At 53.9% G+C, this 15,763-nt stretch carries 14 protein-coding genes and 1 pseudogene; 9 read left to right on the top strand and 6 right to left on the bottom strand.

What is annotated here, in order from left to right:
• Nucleotides 1-101: pseudogene (locus QVO66_RS13450) on the top strand (L-rhamnose mutarotase); the annotation flags it as partial.
• Nucleotides 102-105: 4 nt separating this feature from the next.
• On the opposite strand, the gene QVO66_RS13445 reads toward QVO66_RS13450, so the two are convergent.
• Complete coding sequence (locus QVO66_RS13445; RefSeq protein ID WP_288172909.1) at nt 106-273, bottom strand: hypothetical protein; 168 nt, start codon at nt 271-273, stop codon at nt 106-108.
• Nucleotides 274-617: 344 nt separating this feature from the next.
• On the opposite strand from QVO66_RS13445, the gene dapB reads away from it, so the two are divergent.
• From dapB to QVO66_RS13420, 5 genes are all read left to right on the top strand, one after another.
• Nucleotides 618-1,373: a 4-hydroxy-tetrahydrodipicolinate reductase gene (gene dapB / locus QVO66_RS13440; RefSeq protein WP_021856024.1), complete on the top strand. Its 756-nt coding sequence runs from the start codon at nt 618-620 to the stop codon at nt 1,371-1,373.
• A gap of 220 nt (nt 1,374-1,593) precedes the next feature.
• Complete coding sequence (gene lepB / locus QVO66_RS13435; protein WP_021856023.1) at nt 1,594-3,030, top strand: signal peptidase I; 1,437 nt, start codon at nt 1,594-1,596, stop codon at nt 3,028-3,030.
• 210 nt (nt 3,031-3,240) lie between these two features.
• Nucleotides 3,241-3,945 carry a signal peptidase I gene (gene lepB / locus QVO66_RS13430; protein WP_021856022.1) on the top strand — a complete coding sequence of 235 codons (705 nt, stop codon included), beginning with the start codon at nt 3,241-3,243 and terminating at the stop codon, nt 3,943-3,945.
• A gap of 141 nt (nt 3,946-4,086) precedes the next feature.
• On the top strand, nt 4,087-4,740 hold the full coding sequence (locus tag QVO66_RS13425) for a WbqC family protein (protein WP_021856021.1): 654 nt from the start codon (nt 4,087-4,089) through the stop codon (nt 4,738-4,740).
• 802 nt (nt 4,741-5,542) lie between these two features.
• Nucleotides 5,543-6,094: a DUF3332 domain-containing protein gene (locus tag QVO66_RS13420; protein WP_021856020.1), complete on the top strand. Its 552-nt coding sequence runs from the start codon at nt 5,543-5,545 to the stop codon at nt 6,092-6,094.
• Nucleotides 6,095-6,197: 103 nt separating this feature from the next.
• On the opposite strand, the gene QVO66_RS13415 is transcribed toward QVO66_RS13420, so the two are convergent.
• The 5 genes from QVO66_RS13415 to QVO66_RS13395 form a co-directional block, all read right to left on the bottom strand.
• Complete coding sequence (locus QVO66_RS13415; RefSeq protein WP_021856019.1) at nt 6,198-6,632, bottom strand: Fur family transcriptional regulator; 435 nt, start codon at nt 6,630-6,632, stop codon at nt 6,198-6,200.
• A gap of 40 nt (nt 6,633-6,672) precedes the next feature.
• On the bottom strand, nt 6,673-8,574 hold the full coding sequence (locus tag QVO66_RS13410; RefSeq protein ID WP_021856018.1) for a heavy metal translocating P-type ATPase: 1,902 nt from the start codon (nt 8,572-8,574) through the stop codon (nt 6,673-6,675).
• A 137-nt stretch (nt 8,575-8,711) separates the two neighbouring features.
• Nucleotides 8,712-9,089, bottom strand: a complete 378-nt coding sequence (locus QVO66_RS13405) for a desulfoferrodoxin (protein WP_021856017.1) — start codon at nt 9,087-9,089, stop codon at nt 8,712-8,714.
• Nucleotides 9,090-9,530: 441 nt separating this feature from the next.
• Entirely contained in the window at nt 9,531-10,505 is a 975-nt protein-coding gene (locus tag QVO66_RS13400; protein ID WP_288172908.1) for a hypothetical protein, read from the bottom strand.
• 309 nt (nt 10,506-10,814) lie between these two features.
• Complete coding sequence (locus tag QVO66_RS13395) at nt 10,815-11,639, bottom strand: alpha/beta hydrolase (RefSeq protein WP_021856015.1); 825 nt, start codon at nt 11,637-11,639, stop codon at nt 10,815-10,817.
• Between the two features lie 131 nt (nt 11,640-11,770).
• Here QVO66_RS13395 and QVO66_RS13390 point away from each other — a divergent pair, with 131 nt between their 5' ends.
• The 3 genes from QVO66_RS13390 to topA form a co-directional block, all read left to right on the top strand.
• Entirely contained in the window at nt 11,771-13,201 is a 1,431-nt protein-coding gene (locus QVO66_RS13390) for a sialate O-acetylesterase (protein WP_021856014.1), read from the top strand.
• A 66-nt stretch (nt 13,202-13,267) separates the two neighbouring features.
• A complete protein-coding gene (locus QVO66_RS13385; RefSeq protein ID WP_021856013.1) occupies nt 13,268-13,798 on the top strand; it encodes an NUDIX hydrolase in 531 nt (176 codons plus the stop codon).
• A 367-nt stretch (nt 13,799-14,165) separates the two neighbouring features.
• On the top strand, nt 14,166-15,763 hold a 1,598-nt coding region (gene topA / locus QVO66_RS13380), incomplete at its 3' end, for a type I DNA topoisomerase (protein ID WP_288172907.1).

The following is a 15,763-nucleotide window of genomic DNA, read 5'->3' as shown; positions in this document are numbered from 1 at the left end:
AATGGGAAGAACATGTGGCAATGTTTCAGGACTGCGCCGCCGACGCCACGTCAGACCAGAAGTGGCAGATGATGGAGCGCATGTTCTATCTTTACGAATAACGCATCATATTGATGCCTGATGAAACAAGCCCTGACGCCATTTCAGAAGCGTCAGGGCTTGTTCTTTTATCACAAAGCCTTGCGGCCGCTCCTTGCCCTTAGCCGAGCCGCAGTCCCTTATCATGCCGTAAGCGGTAAGCCTCGTTACCTTCCGTTTTCCAAAAGACGGCATATTGCATTGCAAAAGGTGCCCTTTTACACGCTGAAAGGCCACCTTTTAGAAGCTAAAAGACGGCCTTTTGCAACGCGCTGAGCCACAGTGTGTTACAAAAGGCGGATGCCGTTGGCGTGCGTTCTGCCTTCATTATGGCCGCCGGCAGCCGGCGTTGCGTGCCCTGTGCGGCTGTTTCGGCCTTGTCTGTAGGCCCGTGCCGGGGGCTTATATCGGCGCAAGTGGCGGTGTGGCAGCGTGTTGCGCGCATAAAAATAAGTTATGCAGAATTAAAAAAACTCTTTTATTTTGTTTTCTCTCTGACTTATGTTATCTTTGCAGATGATTTAAATCGCGATTTAATTATGAAAATAGCTCTTATCGGCTATGGCAAGATGGGCAAGATGATTGAGCAGATAGCCCTTGGCCGTGGCCACCAAATTGTAAGTATAATCGACATCGACAACCAGCAGGACTTCGACAGCGAGGCCTTTGCCTCGGCTGATGTTGCCATCGAGTTCACCAATCCTACTGCCGCCTACGGCAACTATCTCAGGGCCTTTGCGCACAACGTCAAGGTGGTGTCGGGCTCTACGGGATGGATGAAAGACCACGGCGACGATGTCAGAAAGATGTGCGCCGAGGGCGGACAGACCCTCTTCTGGGCCTCTAACTTCAGTATAGGCGTGGCCATATTCTCGGCCGTAAACCGCTATCTGGCAAAGATAATGAACGGATTTCCGCAGTATTCGGTTACAATGGAGGAGACTCACCACGTGCATAAGCTCGACGCTCCGAGCGGCACGGCGATAACTCTTGCCGAGGAGATAATAGACAATCTCGACCGCAAGGACAGCTGGGTGAAGGGCACTCTGACGGCTCCCGACGGCCATATAGAAGGCTCTGCCGACTGCGCCGACAACGAGTTGCGCATCGACTCGGTGCGCCGCGGCGAGGTGCCGGGCATACACACCATTGCATACGACAGCGAGGCCGACTGCATAACCATCACTCACGACGCCCATTCGCGCAAGGGCTTTGCCCTGGGAGCAGTGCTCGCAGCCGAATATACGGCACAGCACAGCGGACTGCTGACGATAAGTGATATGTTTAAGTTTTAAACTTTAGGAGTTAAAGTAGTTAAAGAAGTTATCGCAGGCTGTGCCTGCTAAGTAGTTAAAGTCATTAGCCTTAAAGGCTTTTTGCACGTGTACAATGTGTATGTGATTATTTATATCAATAATAATCCTCAAGGGTAATGATTTTAACTCCTAAGCCGTACTTGTACGGCGATAACTACTTTTAACTCCTTTAACTACTAAACAATAAATATTTACACCAATGATTGACAAAGAAAAGAAAAAACTTAATATGAAGGTGCAATGGACCAAGTTTGCCGTTGTAACCCTGTTGTATCTCATTTTCCTCTACTGGCTTGAGAGCTGGCTCGGACTTATCGTCGTTCCGTTTATCTTCGACGTCTACATAACAAAGAAGATACGCTGGCAGTGGTGGAAAGACTCAGAGCGCCCCGTGCGCTTCATCATGTCGTGGGTAGATGCCTTGGTGTTCGCCCTCGTGGCCGTTTATTTCATCAACCTGTTCTTCTTCCAGAACTATGTCATACCTTCTTCGTCGCTCGAGAAGTCGCTTCTCACCGGCGACTACCTCTTCGTGAGCAAGGTAAGCTATGGTCCGCGCATACCGCAGACGCCCCTCACCATGCCGCTCACACAGCACACGCTGCCCGTGTTCGGCTGCAAGTCGTACATCGAATGGCCGCAGTGGGACTATCGCCGAGCAAAAGGCCTGGGCAAGGTTGAGCTCAACGACATCGTGGTGTTCAACTATCCGGCAGGCGATACGCTCGTGTCTAACCCGCAGTATCAGGCTGCCGACTACTATCAGATGTGCTATTCTTACGGCAGTCAGCTGATAATGGACCATCCAGACATGTCGAAACTCACTCCGCAGCAGCAGCGCGACTGGTACAACAGAGTGTATAACATCGGACGAAACTACATCCTCGACAACCATCCTGAGTTCGGTTCGATAATCTCAAGGCCCGTTGACCGCCGCGAAAACTATGTTAAGCGCTGCGTTGGTCTGCCCGGACAGACGCTCCAGATAAAGGACCGCATAGTGTATCTCGACGGCAAACCCAACAAGGAACCCGACAATGTGCAGTATACATACAACGTGAAGCTCAATCAGCCGCTGCCCGATGACCTCATGCATGAGCTGGGAATAAGCATGGAAGACCTTACGAGTCTTAACCAGAACGGATACATGCCGCTGACCAAGAAGGCCGCAACGGCACTGGCAAAGCGCCGCGACCTCGTGGCAAGCATAGCCCTTAACACCGAGGCTACCGTGGGAGACATCTATCCGCTGAACGCCTACACGGGATGGACACGCGACAACTATGGTCCGGTATGGATTCCGCAGAAGGGCAAGACCATAACTCTCAACATGAAGAACATTGCCGTTTACGAGCGTCCTATACGTGTGTATGAGGGCAATCAGCTTGAAGTCAAGAACGGAAAGATATACATCAACGGCAAGCAGACAGACAAGTATACGTTCAAGATGGACTATTACTGGATGATGGGCGACAACCGCCACAACTCGGCCGACTCGCGTTACTGGGGCTTTGTGCCTGAAGACCACATTGTGGGCAAGCCTATCTTCATTTGGTGGAGCAGCGATCCCGACCGCAGCGGATTCTCAAAGGTGCGCTGGAGCCGCCTGTTCCGTTTTGTTGATAATATAAAATAAAAGCAATATATTAAGGATTTTGAACTGAGAAAGGAAGTAGGGCGCCGGCCGTAAGGCCCGTTTGCACGGCGCAGGCAGCGTCTTGACGCGCCACGGCATCTGCCGCATCGGCAAATAACAAGGCCGTAAAGAGAGGCCGGCAAGCATCCGCCCGACGGGTCTGCGCCTTACTTCTTCACTCTTGCTTCATAACTCTTAATCCTAAGGACTATGAGAAGTGCGCTCAAGTTTGTGATGGCGTTGATAGTCACAATCTTGTTGATGTTGGCTTTCCGCGCTTTGGTGTTTACCGTTTACACGGTCAGCGGCTCAGGGCTTGAACCCTGCTTTGTCAGTGGCGACCGCGTGCTGGTAAACAGGTGGAGCTATGGCCTGCGCACGGGCGGCGGTCCTTACTTCAGATACACGCGCTGGATGCCATCGCCCGTTGAGCGCGGCGACCTCGTGGCCTTCAACTGTCCGGCCGACTCATCCCTTCCATTCACAAGTCTTCCTGTAAGCGCCTGCTATTGCACTGGCGTGCCCGGCGACACCGTCATGGCCGACGGCGTCAGACTGATGGTGCCCGGCAGAGACCACATTGTAAAGGTGAGCGAGAGCAACATGCGCCTGCTCTGCTTTCTGTATAACAGATACGAGGGGCGCAACGCAGAGATTGCAGACGGCCGCCTTATCGTGGACGGAGCAGAGACACGTTGCGCAGCCTTCGGCAACGACTACTACTGGTTCAGTTCGGGCCGTCCCTCAGAGCCATACGACTCGCGCTTCTTCGGCTTTGTTCCCGAGACACACATCATCGGCAAGGTGTCGGTGCTGCTCTATTCTGTCGACCCTTCGCTGCCGTTCTACGAGTGTCTGCGCCCCGGACGCAACATGCAGCTCATAAGAAAGCCCAGACCCCTTGGCGCAGAATAACTGCACTGCCGGGCTTAATCCAGCCGTCTGAGGCGCTCTTGGCCGCCATTCTTATGACGGCAGACAGCCGCGTTGAGGCGTTGAAATGGCGCATTAAGATAACAGCAAACATTTAAAGAAACAACAAATCCACCCCATATCATGTCAGAAGCACTGCTTTCATCGGCCTATTTCGGCCCCGTACAATGGTATCAGAAACTCAACCGATACGACAAAGTCAGGGTTGAGGCTTACGACAGTTTCATCAAACAGACCTACCGCAACCGCTGCGTGATAGCCACCGCCAACGGCCTGCAGGCCCTTACGGTGCCCGTGGAGCGCACCGCCGACGGCCAACGGCCCGATGAACAGGAACAGGTGCCAAAGTGCCTCATGAAGGATGTGCGCATAAGCAACCACGGCAACTGGCGCCACATACACTGGAACGCGCTGATGAGCGCCTACGGCGAGTCGCCGTTCTTTGAGTATTATGCCGACGACATCAGGCCGTTTTTTGAGAAAGAGTGGACCTTCCTTTACGATTTCAACGCTGAGATATGCGCCAAAATGTGCGAACTCATCGACATAGAGCCTCATGTGGAGCCTACTGAGGGCTACATGTTCAGCGACGAGGCCGAAGGCATGGGCATCGACGACTACCGCGACGCCATACGCCCTAAGCACAGCATGCCCGACCCGATGTTCGCTCCCAGGAGATATTATCAGGTGTATGAGCAGCGCCACGGCTTTCAGCCTAACCTCAGCATACTCGACCTGCTGTTCAACATGGGCACCGAGAGCGTGCTCTATCTGTAGACATAACGGCTCAATGAGGCCCTGTCCGGCTGCCTGATTGAGCCGATTTTCTTGCGGTTTCATCGTGCCAACACGCCCGGAAACGCTGCCGGCTTTCGATTTTTTAACTCTTGCGCTTTCGCGTTTCTTTACAAAATAAATTTTCGTTTGAGACATTCCGCTGTCCGTTTTATAACACTCCTCACAGCCGTTTATGGCCGTTTTTTTCCCATTTCACCGCCTTTTACAGTCAAATCTGCCATGTTTTGCGCCCCGTTTCACTGCTTTTTGCCATGCAGTTGGCCGTATATTGCCATGTAAAAGACCGTCTTTTGCATGACGAAAGGCTACCTTTTGCACGGCAGCAGCATTGCTCCTGATGCGGCGTAAGGCGTAAGTGACATGCAGTCAGGCGGTTACGCATTTAACACAAAAACGCCTGTTTTTCAGTCCTGACCGCGCTTTCGTGCCCGGCATGGCCGTTCTGAGAGCCTTAACCGGATTTGCGGCTCATGTTGCTTTAACACAGTTTAACCCGCTGCCAGCCTTGGCCGGTCAGCCGTCGGCGGCATGTCGCCCGTAGTTCAGGAACATTCTCACCGGGCAGCGGTGCCGAATGGCTGCGGCAGAAGGTATTAGAGGCTGTGCAGCTGCGCACGGTGCGGCGTGTAAACCCTTTGTAAACAAATACAGCAAGAACATTTTTCGTAGATTAAAATGACTAATTTTTCGGTTTTTCATATTTTTTATTACTACATATCCACGTTTTTTAAATTATTGTATTAGATTTGTAACCTGTTAATTCATTTAAACTAAGAAAACCATGTACAACAAAACATTAAAATCTTTTCTTCTTATCATGATTGCCTCAGTGGTCATGAGTTCTTGCATAGGTTCGTTCGGCCTATTCAACAAAGTGCTCGACTGGAACAAGGATGCTACGGGCAACAAGTTCCTCAACGAACTTATCTTCATAGTCATTTCGCCCGCCTACGTGCTGTGCGGAACGGCCGACTTGCTTGTCCTTAACACCATCGAGTTCTGGTCAGGCTCGAATCCTCTGGCCGAGAATGTAGGCAAGACGGAGAGCATCATGGGCAGCGACGGCAAGCTGTATGCCGTTACCACGCTCAAGGACGGATACGAGATAAAGGATGCCGACGGCAATGTGATGAACTTTACATATAACGAGAAGGACAACACTTGGGCCGTTGAGAAAGACGGAACCACAACCGTGCTGCTCAAGATGAAGGGCAACGACACTGCGCAGATATATCTGCCGGGCGGCAAGACCATGGACGTTACGCTCGACAAGCAGGGCCTTTATGAGGCAAGAATGGCTGTCAACGAGGGCGTTTACTTCGCTGCAAGATAACAACGGGGCGGCGCTGCCGCTGTAAATACGCATTAAGGGCGGAAAGATGCGTGCCTGCGCGGCATGCGGTCTTTCCGCCCTTAACTGTTGTTATGTCTTCATTCTATTTGCGCCCGAGCTTCTCTGCACATTCAGGACACAGGCCCTTTATCACGTAGTTGATGCTGTTGAGCACGAAACCGCCCGGCAGGCTCACCACGGGCACGTGTATGCGCTTCAGGCAGAACGTGCGCTGGCAGTTCTCGCAGTAGAAGTGTGTGTGCTCGTCTTCCACTCCGCAGTCGCAGTCGTCGCTGCATACGTTGTATTTAAGGCTGCCGCTTCCGTCGTCCACCACATGTATGAGGCGGTTCATCAGAAACACCGACAGAGTGCGCGATATGGTGCTCTTGTCCACCGTCGGCAGCAGTTTCTCGAGCTGCGGCAGCGACACCGTCTCGTCGCCCCTGAACATCGCCCGCAGAATCAGCAGGCGTGTGGCCGTCGGCTTTATGCCGCGGTGCTTCAGTTTGTCTATATAGTATTGTTCAGATGCCATTTCGGTGCAAAAATAACTCTATTTGTCCGAAAAGCAAAATTTAGTGGCCATTATTTCTGTTTGCGCCGCTGCGCTCTCCGGCCGCTCTGCCGAAGAATATCCTTGTGGCGTTGAGCACGGCCAGCAGTGCAACGCCCACGTCGGCAAACACAGCCCCCCAGAGGTTTGCCATGCCCGCAAGTCCGAGCAGCATCACTGCCACCTTTATGCCGATGGCCATCACTATGTTCTGCCTTACCACGCTTACGGTGCGCTTGCCGGCCCTTATCGCCTCAGCCACCTTCGACGGATGGTCGGTCTGGATGACCACGTCTGCCGTCTCGACGGCCATGTCTGAGCCCATAGCACCCATGGCAATGCCCACGTTGCTCAGTGCAAGCACAGGCGCGTCGTTGATGCCGTCGCCCACGAAAGCCACGTTGCGGCCCTCGCGCTGCAGCTGTTCTATATGCCTTACCTTGCCCTCCGGCATCAGGTCGCCATATCCCTTGTCCACCTTAGTCTCGGCTGCCACCTTGTCTACGAGTGCCTGCTTGTCGCCCGAAAGTATGTCCATGCGGCTTATTCCGCACTCCCTGAGCCTTCTGACGGCCTCTGCCGCGTCGTCCTTAAGCGTGTCTGTAAGTAGTATGTAGCCCTCATATCGGCCGTTCTTGGCGCATGCCACGATGGTCTCTGGCACGCTCTTCAGCTCCTCCGGATAGCTTACGTTCTCGCGGTCGAGCAGCCTCAGCGTTCCGGCAAGCCATCTGTCGCCGCCTGCCGTGGCCGTCATGCCGTAGCCGGGCAGGTCTTTCACGTCGCTCACCTCTGCCGTCCTGTCGCCTGCATAGGCTGTTATTGCCTTGGCAATGGGGTGGTTGCTGCTGCGCTCCATAGCCGCCACGGTGGCCAGCAGCTTGCCTGTGTCGTTGCCGCAGACCTTAGTTACGGAGAACACTCCGCGCGTCAGCGTGCCCGTCTTGTCGAACACCACGGTGTCGATATGCGTCACGGCGTCGAGCCAGTTGCCGCCCTTGAACAGTATGCCGTGCCTTGATGCCGCGCCGATGCCTGCGAAATAGCTCAGCGGTATGCTTATGACGAGGGCGCAGGGGCACGATATAACGAGGAATATCAGTGCGCGGTAGAACCATGTGCTGAAGTCGTAGACGAACCCGGTGCCTGCTGCCGACCAGATGTAAGGCACGATGACGGTGAGCGCTGCCAGCGCTATTACGGCAGGGGTGTATATCCTTGCAAACTTGCGTATGAAGAGTTCGGCAGGCGCCTTGCGCTCCGATGCCTCCTCGACCATCTTCAGTATGCGTGCCACGGCGCTCTCGCTCTCGGGCCGTGTAACTTTTATCCGCGCCACGCTCTCCGTGGCTATCATGCCGGCAAGCACCTCGTGGCCGTTCTCAATGGTGCGGGGCATGCTCTCGCCGGTAAGCGCAGCCGTGTTGAAGGCAGCGTCGCCGCTTGTCAGTATGCCGTCGAGCGGCACGCGTTCGCCCGGCTTAACCTCGATGATTTCGCCCGGAATGACGTTTTCGGGCTTGTCGGCCACCTTATGATTGCCCCTTACTATGACTGCCATCTTGGGGTGAAACTCCATCAGGCTGCGTATGTTGTCGCGCGCCTTGTCGACGGCCATGTCCTGAAGTGTCTCGCCCACGCAGTAGAACAGCATCACGGCCACAGCCTCGGGATATTCGCCTATGATGAAGGCGCCTATCGACGCTATTGTCATGAGCATGAACTCGCTGAACACTTCCTTCTTCATTGCGCACTCCCATGCCTCGCGCATCACGCCGAGTCCTACGGGCAGGAACGCCAGGATGAACCATGCCAGGCGCACAATGCCGTTGTTGAAGATTACGGCTCCTCCTTCGGTGAAGCATATTCCGGCCATGAGCATGAAGAAGGAGATTATCGGTTTCTGAAATTTCTTGGTTACCATGTCCTTTGTCTTTAGTTTGTCTTTTTACTGATGCAAAGGTAGCCGATATGCGATGCAACCCGGTTGCAAAGTTGGGGTAACAACGAAAAGAGGCCCGACAGCGAGTGTCGGGCCTCCGTGTGAGCATGATATTGTGATTATTTAGATCTCCAATGTCCGTGCAGGTTGCAGTATTCGCGTGCGTACACGTTCTTGCAGTCGGTGTAGAACACAGCCTCCGGCTTCTCGCCCGGCTTGAGGTGCTTGCGCTGAACCTTGTCGCACTCAACCAGTTCGATCCACTCGATGTAGTGGTTTTCGAGCATCGGGTGCTCAACTTCGCCCACTTTAACTCTGTAGCCGCCCTCGATAGGCTCTACAACGGGCACGTGCTTCTCTGTAGCAGCGTCAACGGTGTTCTCTGTAAGCAGCTCCATGGGCTGTCCGCAGCACGACAGTGTGCCTCCTGCCTCGTGCATAACTTCTACTATGTTGCCGCATACGGCACAGCGGTAAACTTCTTTCAACTTTGTCATGATAATACTCTTTTTTAGTTGTTTAAAACTCTTGTTCGTAAGATACGGATAGTTTCTGTATCTGATACAAAGTAACTAAAAATATCTGAGAATCCGTTTCTTTTTTCGCCATATTTTTGTTTTACCGGCGTTTTTTATGGTTAAAACACTTATTAATTCTTATTTTAACTATACCCGTGCCGCATTCTGCATGCTGTCATGTCTGTTTTCGTATGCCCGAAAACAACCTGCATTCTGCCGCCTTTCATGCTGTCGGGATATGGCCTGTGTGCAGCCGTTTTCCGAAAGGTGGCCTTTTGCCTTCTGAAAGACCACATATTGCACGCTAAAAGGCCACCTTTTAGAAGCTAAAAGATGGCCTTTCGTAAGTCGTTGAATATCAGGCTTGTCGGCGGCTTGCCCGTCGCGGCTGTTCCGGTTGCCGCCGGAGCGTCTTCTGCCTTATGTCTCTGCCATATACAGCTTGAGCTCTTCGGGCGTCATCCTGCGGTAGATGCAGTAGAGTTCCGTGGCACCTTCGCCGTTGTTTCCCTGCAGTCTTCTGATTATTCTCATTTCGTGGTCGTTGAGAGTGATTATCCTGAAGCCCCTGTCGGCATCGGCGGCAAGCTGGAAACTGTTTGCCCTGTACGTGTATCTGATGCTCTCGCTGGCCGTTGCCGCAGCCTCGCCCTGCTGCGTCATCCATGTTATGGTGTCGGCGGCGATGAAGCAGCTGTATGCCATGTCTTGCCCGTTGTCGCTGTATATGTTGGCCACGTCGTATCTTCCGGACATCTCCATCCTGTGCGCCTCGGTGCATTTCCATCCTCTTCCCACGGCGTAGCGGCTGAAATATTCGCTCGTTATCCTCATCTGTTCAGGCAGAGTGGGGTACTTGTCGTTGAGCGAGTCGAGGTCGTAGGGATGGCCCTTTATGCATTCTGCAAGTTCGGTGCTGCTCATTGCCCTGTATGTCGAGTAGACATAAATCTTCTTTCCGTTGCCGTCGATGGCCTGGTATTTTATCAGTTTCATCTCGTTCTCGTTGAGCGAGATTATCTTGAACATCTCTTTTCCGTCGGCCATGAGGCTGTTGGAGCCTTCGTCGTAGGTGTAGCTCCTCTTGCGGTATCCGCTTATAGGGTAGGCGTCGATGTACGAGTAGGTGGTTACGCTGTCGCCGCTGAACGAGTAATCCGAAGGACTTGCGCCCACCAGACCGCTCCAGTATTCTTCTTTCTCGAACGTTCCGTTGCTCTTTATCTCGTGCGACTCAACGTGCGTCCAACCCTTTCCGTTGAGAGTAGCGGTTACATATTCCGCCGTCATCTGCTGCGGTATGGGTATGTTGAAGTCTTCATCGTCGCTGCATGCGGTCAGGGCCGACATTGCGAATGCCAGCAAAAGCATCGTAAAGATATTCAGGTTTTTCATAAGCATTGTGTTGAAAGTAACATCTGCAAATATAATGTTTTTCTGTTTAGATTGTAGCTTATCTGACATAAAAAAGCGAAAAAATGTTTCGTTTTAACAAAATATCCGCCGTCTTGCCCCTCATTTCGCATCCCGCAGGCGCTTCAGGAGCGCTGCCGCCGGGGCATGCTGATGCCGCATATATGACGCAAAAGAGCCGGCGGACAGCCTGTGCACGGTCTGTTGTCGTGCTGCTGTCCGCCGGCTCCGTTATGTCTTGTGCCCCCGCTCATGCTTGCCGGCTCGCCGGGCCGCTGTGTCTGTCGGTTGTCAGAAGCTCCTGAGCCATGCCTTCAGCTCGAGCTGCATCTCGTTGTGATACTTGAAGCTGTCGCGGTTGCCCCATCCGTGGCCGCCCGATGGATATACATGGAGCGTGGCCGGCACGTCGTGGCGGTAGAGTTCAATGTAGTAGTTCACTCCGTTTGCCGGCAACACCACGCGGTCGTCGTCGCTCAGGGCTATGAATGCGCGCGGCGTCATGCGCGACACGTGCAGGTCGTTGCTGTAGCTGTTCTCGTCCTTTTTCCTTGCGTTGCTGCCCAGCAGGTTGTCGTGCGAGCCCTTGTGGGTAATGTCGGGCATCATGGTTATCACCGGATAGAACAGTATCTGGAAGTCGGGGCGCGCGTCCTTGGCTGCATGCGTGGCAACGGTAGATGCCAGATGGCCGCCTGCCGACGAGCCCATTATGCCCACGTCGTCGGGATTTATGTTCCAGTTGGCGGCGTTGCGGCGCACCAGTCTGATAGCCTCCTCGGCGTCAGATATTGGCACATCCTTCTCGCCGTGCGGCATTCTGTATTTCAGCACGATGGCAGCTATGCCCATGTTGTTGAAGAACGGCGCCCAGTCGTAGCCCTCATGGTTCATGGCCAGATGCTGGTAGCCGCCTCCGGGGCATATCACCACGGCGCGTCCCGTGGCCGATTTCTTTTCAGGAAGAAACACCTTGACCTTTGCCGTGTCGCCCGCGTCGCTGCTCTTCACGGCCGAACCGTTGGGCCAAAGGTTTATTTCATAACTCTGTTGTGCGCTCATGTTGAGGCTCAATGCCAGCATCGCTGCCGCAAATAATAGTTTTTTCAGTGTCATTGTTGTAAGGAATGATTGTTAATGCCTTGTTTTTTGTTAATTTATTCAAGGCGTTTTTGCAAATATACTGATTTTTTTTGTAATATTGCAGTCTGTTTGATTATTATAACAAAATATAAAACAGACAGATTATGCGTAAACTATTTTTAATGATTTCAGCCCTGTTCCTGATGCACGCAGGCATGCAGGCAAAGGTCAGGCTGCCTCATGTCCTGGGCGACAACATGGTGATCCAGCAGGATGCCGACGTGCGCCTGTGGGGCAGTGCCAAGCCTAATTCTACGGTGAAGGTCAGCGTGTCGTGGAGCGGCGATGCCTATTCGGCAAAGGCCGACCGCAAGGGCGAATGGCAGCTGACGGTGAAGACGCCCAAGGCTGACAACAAGCCGCTCACAGTAAGGTTTGACGACGGCGACGGCGAGGTGGCCCTCAGCAACCTGCTTGCAGGCGAAGTGTGGGTGTGTGCCGGACAGAGCAACATGGAGATGCCCATAAAGGGATTTGAAAACTGCCCCGTGGAGGGATATAACGACGTGGTGGCCGATGCGGTCAACTCATCGCTGGTGCGCTTCGTGAAGATACCGAGCGTGATGAGCATGACGCCGCTCAGCGACGCCAACTGCGAGTGGAAGGTGTGCAGCCCCGCAACGGTGGGCGACGCAAGTGCCACGGGCTACTTCTTTGCGCGCAAGGTGAGCCGCATGCTCAACGTGCCCGTGGGCCTTATCATGGCCAACAAGGGAGGCTCGAAGGTGGAGAGCTGGCTGACAAAGGAGAACCTGAAGAAGTATACCGACGAGCCTGTTGACTCGCAGGCCATAGTGAAGAAGTATCCTGCCGACTATCACCGCGCCCTGATGTGGGGCAACGGCACGTTCAGTCCGATACTGAAGTACACCGTGAAAGGCATTCTCTTCTATCAGGGATGCTCTAACGTCGGCGACCCGGGCAACCAGTATTCAGACCGCCTTGCGCTGCTGGTAAGGCAGTGGCGCGACGCCTTCGGCTGCGGCGAGATACCGTTCTACTTCGTTCAGATAGCACCTTACGATTACGGAAACGTTGACGCCGACTGGGGCGCAAAGCTGCGCGAGCAGCAGGTGAGGGCGCGCGACATAATACCCAACAGCGGCCTTGTGTGCACCAACGACTGCGTGTATCCGTGGGAGGCGCGCCAGATTCATCCCGCACAGAAGCAGAAGGTGGGCGAGCGCCTGGCTTTCCTTGCGCTGAACAAGACCTACGGACAGGAGACGATATTGTGCGAGAGCCCTGAGTTTAAGGAGCTTAAGATAGAGGGCGACACATGCTGCATAAGGCTGAAGAACGACTACGGAGGCGTAAGCCGTCTTGACGACATGCAGGGATTTGAGGTGGCCGGCGCCGACAAGGTGTTTCATCCAGCCAAGGCAAGCTACGACAACGCCAGGGGCATAGTAGTAACCTGTCCTGAGGTTAAGGCTCCCGTGGCCGTGCGCTACTGCTTCAAGAACTTCCAGCTGGGCAACGTGGCCAACATGGGCGGGCTGCCCCTGCTGCCTTTCCGCACAGACAATTGGTAAAAAGACTATATCAAGCTTCACGGCCCTGCGCGGCCGTGGAGCTTTTTTAATGTAAAACGCAGAGATATGAATCTATTGGAAAAGTTTGAGTATTGCCCCGTTTGCGGCAGCTCCCATTTCGAGAAAGACACGCAGAAGAGCAAGAAGTGCAGCAACTGCGGCTTTGAGTATTTCATGAATCCGGCGGCCGCCGTGGTGGCATTCATCACCAACGACAAGGGCGAGCTGCTGGTAGAGAAGCGCAACAACGAGCCTGCCAAGGGCACGCTCGACCTGCCCGGCGGATTTGCCGACGTGCTTGAGACGGCCGAGGAGAGCATCATGCGCGAGGTGAAGGAGGAAACCGGGCTCACCGTTACCGAGGCACGCTATCTGTTCAGCCTGCCGAACGTATACCGCTATTCGGGGCTCGACATACAGACGCTCGACATGTTCTTTGCCTGCAAGGTGGAAGACGCGTCGCAGCTCAAGGCCATGGACGACGCCGCCGAGTGTATGTGGATAGCCCCCGAGGACATCCACACAGAGCTGTTCGGCCTGCGCTCTGTGCGCCAGGGCCTTTATGAGTATCTCAACATCGACGGAAACAGACGCTGACGGCAGCACTGACGTCGGGATACGGCAGCCGCCCTTTGCAACATATTGAGTTTCAGTGTGTTGCAAAAGGCGGCTTTTTAGCTTCCAAAAGACCGTCTTTTACAAGGCGAAAGGCCACCTTTTGCAGTGCGTTTTGCCGTCTTTTGCAAAACGTGCGGCCGGGGCCCTGCCTTCGTGCGCATATATGTAAACATATTTCATGCCTGAGATGCCCGCAGCAGCTATGCCGGGAGGTTTTACATATTGATACGTGTAAAATACTTAAAAGTTATGCAAAAAACTAAAAAAACAGAAAAATAGCCTATTATATAAGGTGTATGAAAAAGTTTTGCTTACATTTGCGCCCTAATTGAAAATATAAACCGTGATGCAGAAAAATCTTGTAATTGTCGAGAGTCCGGCAAAGGCCAAAACGATAGAAAAGTTTTTGGGCAAGGACTACAAAGTTATGTCAAGCTACGGACATATACGCGATTTGAAGAAAAAGCAACTCAGCATAGATATAGACACTCTTCAGCCCGACTATGAAATACCTGAGGAGAAGAAGAAACTCGTAACCGAGCTGAAGAACAACGCGCAGAACTCTGAGAAGGTGTGGCTCGCATCCGATGAGGACCGCGAGGGAGAAGCCATATCATGGCACCTCTGCGAGGTGCTCGGACTTGACGAGGAGAAGACCAACCGCATCGTGTTCCACGAGATAACAAAGCCCGCCATACTCGAGGCCATAAAGCATCCGCGCCACCTTGACATGAACCTTGTCAACGCGCAGCAGGCGCGCCGCGTGCTCGACCGCCTTGTGGGCTTCAAGCTTTCGCCCGTGCTCTGGCGCAAGGTCAAGCCGGCCCTGTCGGCAGGACGCGTGCAGAGCGTTGCCGTAAGGCTCATCGTTGAGCGCGAGCGCGAGATACAGGCGTTCAAGAGCGAGCCTTATTTCCGTGTGAGCGCCATATTCGGCGTTGAGGCACCCGACGGCTCTATGTCGGAGCTGAAGGCCGAGCTCGACAAGCGCTTCAGCACGCACGACGAGGTGATGGCATTCTTAGAGAAGTGCAAGACAGCCGGATTCACCGTCAGCGCGATAACCAAGAAGCCGCTGAAGCGCACACCGGCGCCCCCGTTCACCACGTCAACCCTGCAGCAGGAGGCAGCCCGCAAGCTGGGCTTCACCGTGTCGCAGACCATGATGGTGGCGCAGCATCTGTATGAGAACGGACGCATAACCTACATGCGTACCGACTCTGTCAACCTGTCGTCGCTCTGCATCAACTCGAGCAAGGAGGAGATAATAAAGCTCTGGGGCGAGGACTACAGCAAGCCGCGCCAGTATCACACCCACTCGAAGGGCGCGCAGGAGGCACACGAGGCCATACGCCCCACATACATGGAGAACACCGAGATAGACGGCACGCAGCAGGAGAAGCGCCTCTACGAACTGATATGGAAGCGCACGGCAGCATGCCAGATGGCCGACGCGCAGATAGAGAAGACCACCGTGACGATAAGCATCGACGGAACGGAAGAGCAGTTTGTGGCCAACGGCGAGGTAGTCAAGTTCGACGGATTCCTGAAGGTTTACCGCGAGTCGTTCGACGATGACGACAACCAGGAGGAGACATCACACATACTGCCCCCGATGACCGAGGGACAGACGCTGCAGCGCCGCGAGGTTACTGCCACACAGCGCTTCAGCCAGGGACCGCTGAGATACACCGAGGCAAGCCTCGTGCACAAGCTCGAGGAGCTGGGCATAGGCCGCCCGTCAACATACGCCCCGACCATAAGCACCATACAGCAGAGAGAGTATGTGCAGAAGGGCGACAAGAAAGGAGAGGAGAGACAGTATATCGTAGACGTTCTCCACGGCAACGTGGTGAGCGAGAAGACCAAGACGGAGACCGTGGGCAACGAGAAAGGCAAGCTGCTGCCCACAGACATCGGCATGGTGGTGAACGACTTCCTGCT

It is taken from the genome of Prevotella sp. CAG:255 (assembly GCF_000431195.1).
Lineage (GTDB): Bacteria > Bacteroidota > Bacteroidia > Bacteroidales > Bacteroidaceae > Prevotella > Prevotella rara.
The sequence above is the reverse complement of the archived record's forward strand: the minus strand, read 5'-3'. Positions and strand labels throughout refer to the sequence as shown.